The organism is Psychrobacter sp. NPDC064578 (assembly GCF_044901245.1).
Taxonomy (GTDB): domain Bacteria; phylum Pseudomonadota; class Gammaproteobacteria; order Pseudomonadales; family Moraxellaceae; genus Psychrobacter; species Psychrobacter cibarius_C.
In genome coordinates this window covers 184,543-191,542 of the sequence record NZ_JBJDPI010000008.1, presented here as the reverse complement: position 1 = coordinate 191,542, position 7,000 = coordinate 184,543, and the positions used below count along the sequence as shown (strand labels likewise).

The 7,000-nt window shown below is 40.5% G+C and carries 8 protein-coding genes; 2 read left to right on the top strand and 6 right to left on the bottom strand.

All coding sequences use genetic code 11. From position 1 onward, the window contains the following. Positions 1 to 516 precede the first annotated feature (516 nt). Both pssA and ACI2JM_RS11180 read right to left on the bottom strand, forming a co-directional pair. Positions 517 to 1,419 (bottom strand): CDP-diacylglycerol--serine O-phosphatidyltransferase, encoded by a 903-nt coding sequence (pssA, locus tag ACI2JM_RS11185; protein WP_227676798.1) that lies wholly within the window; start codon positions 1,417 to 1,419, stop codon positions 517 to 519. A gap of 42 nt (positions 1,420 to 1,461) precedes the next feature. After that, the gene (locus tag ACI2JM_RS11180) at positions 1,462 to 2,337 is read right to left on the bottom strand and encodes a 23S rRNA (adenine(2030)-N(6))-methyltransferase RlmJ (RefSeq protein WP_045446718.1); all 876 of its coding nucleotides are present in this window, start codon (positions 2,335 to 2,337) and stop codon (positions 1,462 to 1,464) included. Positions 2,338 to 2,466: 129 nt separating this feature from the next. On the opposite strand from ACI2JM_RS11180, the gene ACI2JM_RS11175 reads away from it, so the two are divergent. Both ACI2JM_RS11175 and dapE read left to right on the top strand, forming a co-directional pair. Then, positions 2,467 to 3,222 (top strand): 2OG-Fe(II) oxygenase, encoded by a 756-nt coding sequence (locus tag ACI2JM_RS11175; protein ID WP_404644210.1) that lies wholly within the window; start codon positions 2,467 to 2,469, stop codon positions 3,220 to 3,222. 113 nt (positions 3,223 to 3,335) lie between these two features. After that, the gene (gene dapE, locus ACI2JM_RS11170) at positions 3,336 to 4,550 is read left to right on the top strand and encodes a succinyl-diaminopimelate desuccinylase (RefSeq protein ID WP_404644209.1); all 1,215 of its coding nucleotides are present in this window, start codon (positions 3,336 to 3,338) and stop codon (positions 4,548 to 4,550) included. 78 nt (positions 4,551 to 4,628) lie between these two features. Here dapE and ACI2JM_RS11165 read toward each other — a convergent pair whose 3' ends face one another. From ACI2JM_RS11165 to ACI2JM_RS11150, 4 genes are all read right to left on the bottom strand, one after another. Then, complete coding sequence (locus ACI2JM_RS11165) at positions 4,629 to 5,276, bottom strand: hypothetical protein (protein WP_404644208.1); 648 nt, start codon at positions 5,274 to 5,276, stop codon at positions 4,629 to 4,631. A 132-nt stretch (positions 5,277 to 5,408) separates the two neighbouring features. Next, the gene (locus ACI2JM_RS11160; RefSeq protein WP_404644207.1) at positions 5,409 to 5,909 is read right to left on the bottom strand and encodes a GyrI-like domain-containing protein; all 501 of its coding nucleotides are present in this window, start codon (positions 5,907 to 5,909) and stop codon (positions 5,409 to 5,411) included. Positions 5,910 to 5,983: 74 nt separating this feature from the next. Further along, positions 5,984 to 6,193, bottom strand: coding sequence for a Fe-S cluster assembly protein IscX (iscX, locus tag ACI2JM_RS11155; RefSeq protein WP_021812734.1), 210 nt, complete (start codon positions 6,191 to 6,193; stop codon positions 5,984 to 5,986). A 130-nt stretch (positions 6,194 to 6,323) separates the two neighbouring features. Next, positions 6,324 to 6,887, bottom strand: a complete 564-nt coding sequence (locus ACI2JM_RS11150) for an acyl-CoA thioesterase (RefSeq protein WP_404644206.1) — start codon at positions 6,885 to 6,887, stop codon at positions 6,324 to 6,326. Between the last annotated feature and the right edge of the window lie 113 nt (positions 6,888 to 7,000).

Sequence of the window (7,000 nt, the reverse complement as noted above, 5' to 3'; positions counted from 1 at the left end):
TGCTGTTTAGTCTCAATCCCTTGCAGGTCAAGCTATCTAGCGAGCCGACTATCTTATCATAATGATTTGAATTGTCAAGCTTTTTTATGTTTTGTTTCTTCAAGTGAATTGGGTTATTTATATGTAATTGACATATAAACTGTCCAGCTCGTCTTGATGAGGGCGTATTATAGAGGGTTTGAATCTTTAGTCAAGGGCTATTTTAGCTTAATTCAAATAAACTTGGTGATTAAACTAAATTAGCAGGATGGCGACACTACTTTTACTTCAATCGGGTAGTAGTATATGGGGTCTTGAGGCTGGGCTGAGGTAAGCTCGTAAATAAGCATGCTTATTTCATCTCAATCATGTGGGTTTCTTTAACGAGTCGTTATCAATGATCATTAGCTAAAAAATGAGTGGTTCTTCTTTATTTTGTCGTGATGAATACACTGATAGCCAGCTTGATATATAAAGCGCATAAAAAAAGGAACTTACCCTACGGTAAATTCCTTAATATGACACGAACAATCAATTCTAAAAATTTGCTTTTGCTTTAATCGTCGTAACAATACCCGATAACGCATAAATAATACCAATCGCCAAGATACCAACAGGTATATCATAGAGCACAATACTCATAACCAACACACCAATTATTAGAACTACAAAAGGTACTTTCTTTTTATCAAACTCTTTAAAGCTATAGTATTTGACATTACTAACCATCAGTAAACCACAAATCACCACCCAAGCAGCAAATAAGAATATGACTGCCGTATCGTACTGCCCAACCCATTCATTATGGTCAACAGCGACCATAACGGCTGCCGTTACTAATATAGCAGCAAGTGGACTGGCCAAACCGACAAAGTATTTTTTATCAACAATACCGACCTGAACGTTAAAACGTGCGAGACGGAAGGCGGCACAGGCGGTAAAGACAAACGCACAGCCCAAGCCAATGCGACCTAACGGCTGTAGCGCAAAACTATAAACTAAGATCGCTGGTGCAACACCAAAAGCCAGCATGTCGGCAAGCGAATCATATTGCTCGCCAAAGGGGCTTTGCGCATTAAGCATACGCGCCACTCGCCCATCAGCACCGTCGAGAATAGCGGACAAAAAGATGGCTAAAGAAGCTTTGTAGAACTCGCCTTGCGTACTGGCCAAAATCGAATAAAAGCCAGATAGCAGTGACAAGGTTGTAATTAGGTTTGGCGCTAAATAGACACCGCGACTGACTACTCGCTGCCCTTCAGCAACTTCTGCTTCAATCACTTCAAAGGTCAAGCCATCATAACTCTCATTATCCGCTAAGCGAATATTGAAATCATGCTCATCAACAAAGGGCGGCTGGGCGGCTGCGCTGTCTTGTAACAATCCATCATTTAGAGGCGGATGATTTGATTCGTCTTTAGGTGATTGCACGTTAGTCATCTCAATATCCTTATTTGCCGGCATAGTTATTCACTAACATGGTTATTCGCCGACTAGCCAGCGTACATTGGTTGCGCTATCAGGCGTTAAGTCTGGAGCATCAGCCACTTTTAATGCAGGCTGTAAGAAGCGTAATATCTCACGTGCATGATTATCAAATTGCCAAGGTGGATTGATCACTAGTAAACCTGTACCGTTCAGACCAACCGCCACATCATTTGGATAAATATTCAGCTCACAAACCAACTGGCGGCGCATTTCAGTACGCTTCAGTTTTTTGTAAAACAATTCAACGGCTTCAACGTTCTTAATAGGGAACCAAAGCGCGTAAGTGCCTTGTGGCCATTTATTATAAGCAGCAACGAGTAAATTTATAAGGCGTGTAAAATCTTTGTGCTCTTGCTCATAAGGCGGATCAAGAAAAATCAGACCGCGCTTTTCTTTTGGTGGAATGACGGCAGTAATCCCTTCAAAGGCATCACGATGCTGTATACCAATGGGTAACTTGTGCAACTGATAATTTAGCGCATCATATTCGCTAGCTTTGGCTTCAAAAGCTTCACCGCGCACGCCTGCATCTGGATTTTTCTCGATATGATGGGCAACCCACCAAGGAGAACCAGGATAGACTTTATTGTCATAAGTGAAACGGGCTTGCTTAATGCCTTCCATATAATCTTTGACAGCAGCGGGTGCCTTGTCAGTATTGGCATTTAGTAACGCTTGAATACCACCTTTGGCCTCACCTGTCTTGCGCGCTTCTTCACTGCTCAGTGAATACAGTCCGCGACCACCATAAGCATCAAGCACATAAAAAGGTTTGTTTTTTTGCCCCAATTGATTAAGGAGTTGTACCAATAAAATGTGTTTAACCACATCAGCAAAGTTACCAGCGTGGTAGGCGTGTTTATAGTTCATAATCTCAAAAGTTTAAATAAGAAAAATTACATCTATGGTAGCATAGGCAGAGTAAAAGATAACGATGGTTTTGGTAAAAAGGCATTGATTGGCTATGTATTGCCAGCTAACTGACCATAGTGAGACGAAATGACAGAGATTATTAGCAATCTTGATGTGACAAAGTTGGTGATTGATCATCCGATAGGAGAAGATAATCCACCATTACTGTTTCCTCATAGCGACGACCCAAGCCAAAAACCACTGACTCAGCACGTATTACAACAGTCTGATTTCGATATCAGTTGGCAAGATAAGCTGACTGATACACAACTGGATATATTCGTTGATGATGGTTGGATCATTATTGATGAGGTCTTTGAAACGAAAGCGCTGTTAGCCTTGCAAGCAGAGAGTGGTTTTATTGACTATCGTGACGCAGAGCTGACGGCTGGGATTCGTGTCAGTGATATTCGCGGTGATCGCATCCGCTGGATTACGGAAAACTTCTTTGCTGGGTTTTATTATTTGCAAAGTATCAATGCGCTTGCTAGCTTATTTAATCGCAGTTTATTTGCCGGTATTCGTCACAGTGAAGCGCATTATGCTTGCTATCCGCTGGGTTTTGGCTACCAATGGCATAGTGACAATCCAGCTGGGCGTGATGAACGCGTTATCTCTGCGGTGTTTTATCTCAATGATGAATGGGAACCAACTGACGGCGGCGCACTAGAAATCATTGATAAACATGGCTTTCCTCATAACGTCATGCCTGTCGCCAATAGATTGGTGATATTTGACAGTGACCTAAAACATCAAGTGCAAATTGCCCAGCGGCAGCGTTACTCTATCGCGACGTGGATGCGCCGTGATGGTTTGGTGCCTTTTGTTGAAGACAATATTTAAAATTCATCAGCTATCAGAAAAAGTAAGTAATAAGTATAAAACAATGACTGATTTTATCGTGGCTGCCAATCTTAAAAATTTATCATTTTAATTCATAATAAAAAGGTTTATTCATGTCGGACTTCAATAAACAAAGCACCCATCAACCAGAAAACCATCAGCAGCAAACACTAGATTTAAGTATTGCTCTACTTGAACGTCCTTCCGTCACACCAGATGATGATGGCTGCCAAGATATCTTGTCAGAACGATTATCACAAGCTGGGTTTGACTGCGAATTTATGTATTTTGGCGATAGAGATCAAAGTGGCGAACATGCAGAAGTCAAAAATTTATGGGCGCGCCGTGGCACCACTGATCCAGTCATTTGTTTTGCTGGTCATACCGACGTCGTGCCTACGGGTGATGAAAACAATTGGACTTATCCGCCATTTACGCCAACCATTGCAGACGGCTACCTATGGGCTCGCGGTGCGGCTGACATGAAAACGGGCATTGCTGCTTTTACCGTCGCTGCCGAGCGTTTCGTCGCGAATTATCCTGAGCACAATGGTTCGATTGCTTTTTTAATCACCTCAGATGAAGAAGGCCCGTCTATTAATGGCACAGTCAAAGTCATTGAAACCTTAGAAGCACGTCAAGAAAAAATCACTTATTGTCTTGTTGGCGAACCATCGAGCACGGATACGCTCGGCGATATCATTAAAAACGGTCGCCGCGGCTCATTGGGTGCGGAACTTACGGTCACTGGCAAGCAAGGTCATGTTGCTTACCCGCATTTAGCTTGCAACCCTATTCATGCAACGATGGCAGCTTTGGCGGAACTGACTGCCGCTACTTGGGATAGTGGCAATGACTACTTCCCTGCGACTTCACTGCAAATATCAAATATCAATAGTGGCACAGGCGCAACCAACGTCATTCCTGAAACACTAGAAGCTGTGTTTAACTTTCGCTTTTCTACGGAAACGACCGAAGATGAGCTAAAAGCAAAAACTCACGCTATCTTTGACAAGTATTTTACTGATAGCAAAGCAAATTATAATATCCATTGGAAATTGTCTGGTCAGCCATTTTTGACCCCTGAAGGTAAGTTGGTTTCTGCCTGTCAAAAAGCCATAAAAAAGGTAACTGATACTGACACGACACTATCTACATCAGGTGGTACTTCTGATGGACGCTTTATTGCACCAACGGGTGCACAAGTCGTTGAGCTTGGTGTAAGAAATGCGACGATTCACCAAGTTGACGAAAAAGTAGAAATCGATGACCTAGGCAAGCTCGCCCAAATTTATGAGGGAATTTTAGAGAATTTACTGTTAGATTAATCATTCGTTGAAGTAAGCAAAAAAAGCGCCAAGCCTGATAGCAGACTTGGCGCTTTTTTATTACTATAAAATACAGCTTTAAACTTCAATATACCCTATAACCATTTCACCTAAAGTTGTCATATGTGTTGTACGACCGTTACTTTTAACTAGTCCAAAGCGTAGTAATGTGTCTTTATAGCTATCTTGCAATGCAGCTTTCTCCAGTTGTTCATCAGAAGCAGTATTATCTCTAGATATCGGATACAAAACATCTGGATGCTGTAATACCCAATCAGAATGTGGACCTTTGCCAAGTCTTGGTTCAAGAGAATAATATATCAACCAAATTATCTCAGGATCGGTTAACTCTCTAAATATATTGAGAATTTTCCTTGATTCTTCATATTTTAAATCTTGTTTACCCAAGGACTTTTCAAGTATAGATGCAAGTCTCTCTTTACGTTCACGACTTATCGAACGAGAAGCCTGTAGCATACCTTCCTCTAGTAAATCTATGCCTTCCTCACTATTTAGATTTAACTTAAAGTGTTCAAGCTTTTCATCGATTTGAGATACTTTTAAGTCTAATTCTTGAAGAAATACTACTATACGTTCGAACCTGAGATTAGGGACAACGCTATCAAGCAGTTCTGAGACTAAATTTCCTATGTATGGAAGTGTACCTGCTACTGCTTTAGCAATGCTAACCAACCTATCTTGAGAACTTGGCTCTAACTGACTCATTACTACTCCGATATAATAGCTAAGGTATAATACTGCTAAAACATTACTTTTAAGTAATTGATGCGCCTTAATAATTAAATTTATTTGAATTGATTATAAGAGCTTTCACTCAGTTATTTAGAATCAATAGCTTTACTCAATACCGATATAGAGATCAACTTGACCATACTCTAGATTACCACCGATATAATGCTCAAAATCGACATTAAAAGTTCGGGTATGCTCACAGCTGCGATCATTAAAATAGGTCCAAGCCTTTTCCCAAGCATTCATCACCGTGTATGGCATTCTACCCTGCTCAGAGAATACCAAATACTTTCCTGCAGGAATATCTACTGTTACTAGGTTTGCAGCCTTAGACATATTTTCACTGTCTGATGGGTCTTGCTCACTGGCTACTTTCCAACTGGCAACCACGTCAAAAGCGCCGACCAAATCATCGCTCTCATAGTTATGATAGACACCATAAATGTCTTCGCCTTTAGGCAGATCACTGGCATGGTTTTGGTAAAACTTTTGCCATAAACGACCCAGTTTCGCCGTGTCTTCGCTAATCTCAGCGTTATTGGTCGTACGAACGCTAATACCTTTACAAGTTATTGCTTCAGGTAACTCTTTAATTTGTGACGTCATGATCTGTAAGTCCTATATATTTATTCAGTTTTCTATTTGGGATAGTATTAAAAATAGCGCTTCAGGGTATAAATCTAATCTGCTTCATCAATCCAATTCATCTGAATGGCTTCCAAGATACCTTCGTTTGATTTTTGTGGATCATCATCAAAACCTTCAAGCTCAGTCACCCAGCGATGTAAATCAGTAAAACGAATGTACTGCGGATCGGTCTCTGGAAACTTCTCATACAGCTCAATAGCGATATCTAAGCTGTCTGTCCATTTTAATTTTTGCGGGGTCATGATGGCTCCTTAACTTTTAATCATTTTTATACACGTCATCAAATCAGTGATCAATTTGACTGGTGATTTGATTGGCAACTTAATAACCGCTATCCTACCAAAATTCGCCCGCTGATTATAGACAAGTTCGTTATGCAGCATTTGTTGTTTTACTTGTTTCAGCAGATTTGGCAGATTTAATCGCCACTTGATGCTGATTCCAAGAATCAATGACCTCATTCAACCGCTCGCCTATCATATCCAATATCTCTGGCGCACATTTGCCTTTTTTATTTGTCAATACAAACTTAGTCATACCAACGCCCATCAGCTGGTTTTTTACAAAAAAGCGCGTTTCAAAATAAACGTATTTTTTATCCCAGCCAGCAAGCGTGCTATTTACCGTCATTTTATCTAAAAATTTAACTTCTTTCAGATAAACCATTTCTTGCATGGCGATAACCCAATTCAAGGGCTTAATGCCTTTTTGATGACAGCACGCCATCAGCCAACGAGTAACGTTTAGCTCGATAAAAGACAAATAACGATAATTAGGCAGATGATTCCGAAAGCCCATATCATGCGGCAACACTCGATAATGACGAACCGTCGGTGCAATCAAGAGCTCAATACTAAGGCGCTCGCTTACTGATTGCTGCTTAAGTTGTTGTTTTAGCAAACTGACCATAATAAAAAAACGTATCAACATATTCATAAATAACTCTCTTAACGCTTATTTTTTGTAAACTTATTGGGTATAAATTATTGTATATAATATATAAACAGTGACTGGCTATAAATGCAGAGTACCTTAACGCAAAAAAGCCA

Excerpts from the sequence above, each read along its gene's own strand:
- pssA (WP_227676798.1), bottom strand. The coding sequence starts at position 1,419 with ATGACTAACGTGCAATCACCTAAAGACGAATCAAATCATCCGCCTCTA.
- ACI2JM_RS11180 (WP_045446718.1), bottom strand. The coding sequence starts at position 2,337 with ATGAACTATAAACACGCCTACCACGCTGGTAACTTTGCTGATGTGGTT.
- ACI2JM_RS11160 (WP_404644207.1), bottom strand. The coding sequence starts at position 5,909 with ATGACGTCACAAATTAAAGAGTTACCTGAAGCAATAACTTGTAAAGGT.
- ACI2JM_RS11165 (WP_404644208.1), bottom strand. The coding sequence starts at position 5,276 with ATGAGTCAGTTAGAGCCAAGTTCTCAAGATAGGTTGGTTAGCATTGCT.
- ACI2JM_RS11175 (WP_404644210.1), top strand. The coding sequence starts at position 2,467 with ATGACAGAGATTATTAGCAATCTTGATGTGACAAAGTTGGTGATTGAT.
- ACI2JM_RS11150 (WP_404644206.1), bottom strand. The coding sequence starts at position 6,887 with ATGAATATGTTGATACGTTTTTTTATTATGGTCAGTTTGCTAAAACAA.
- dapE (WP_404644209.1), top strand. The coding sequence starts at position 3,336 with ATGTCGGACTTCAATAAACAAAGCACCCATCAACCAGAAAACCATCAG.
- iscX (WP_021812734.1), bottom strand. The coding sequence starts at position 6,193 with ATGACCCCGCAAAAATTAAAATGGACAGACAGCTTAGATATCGCTATT.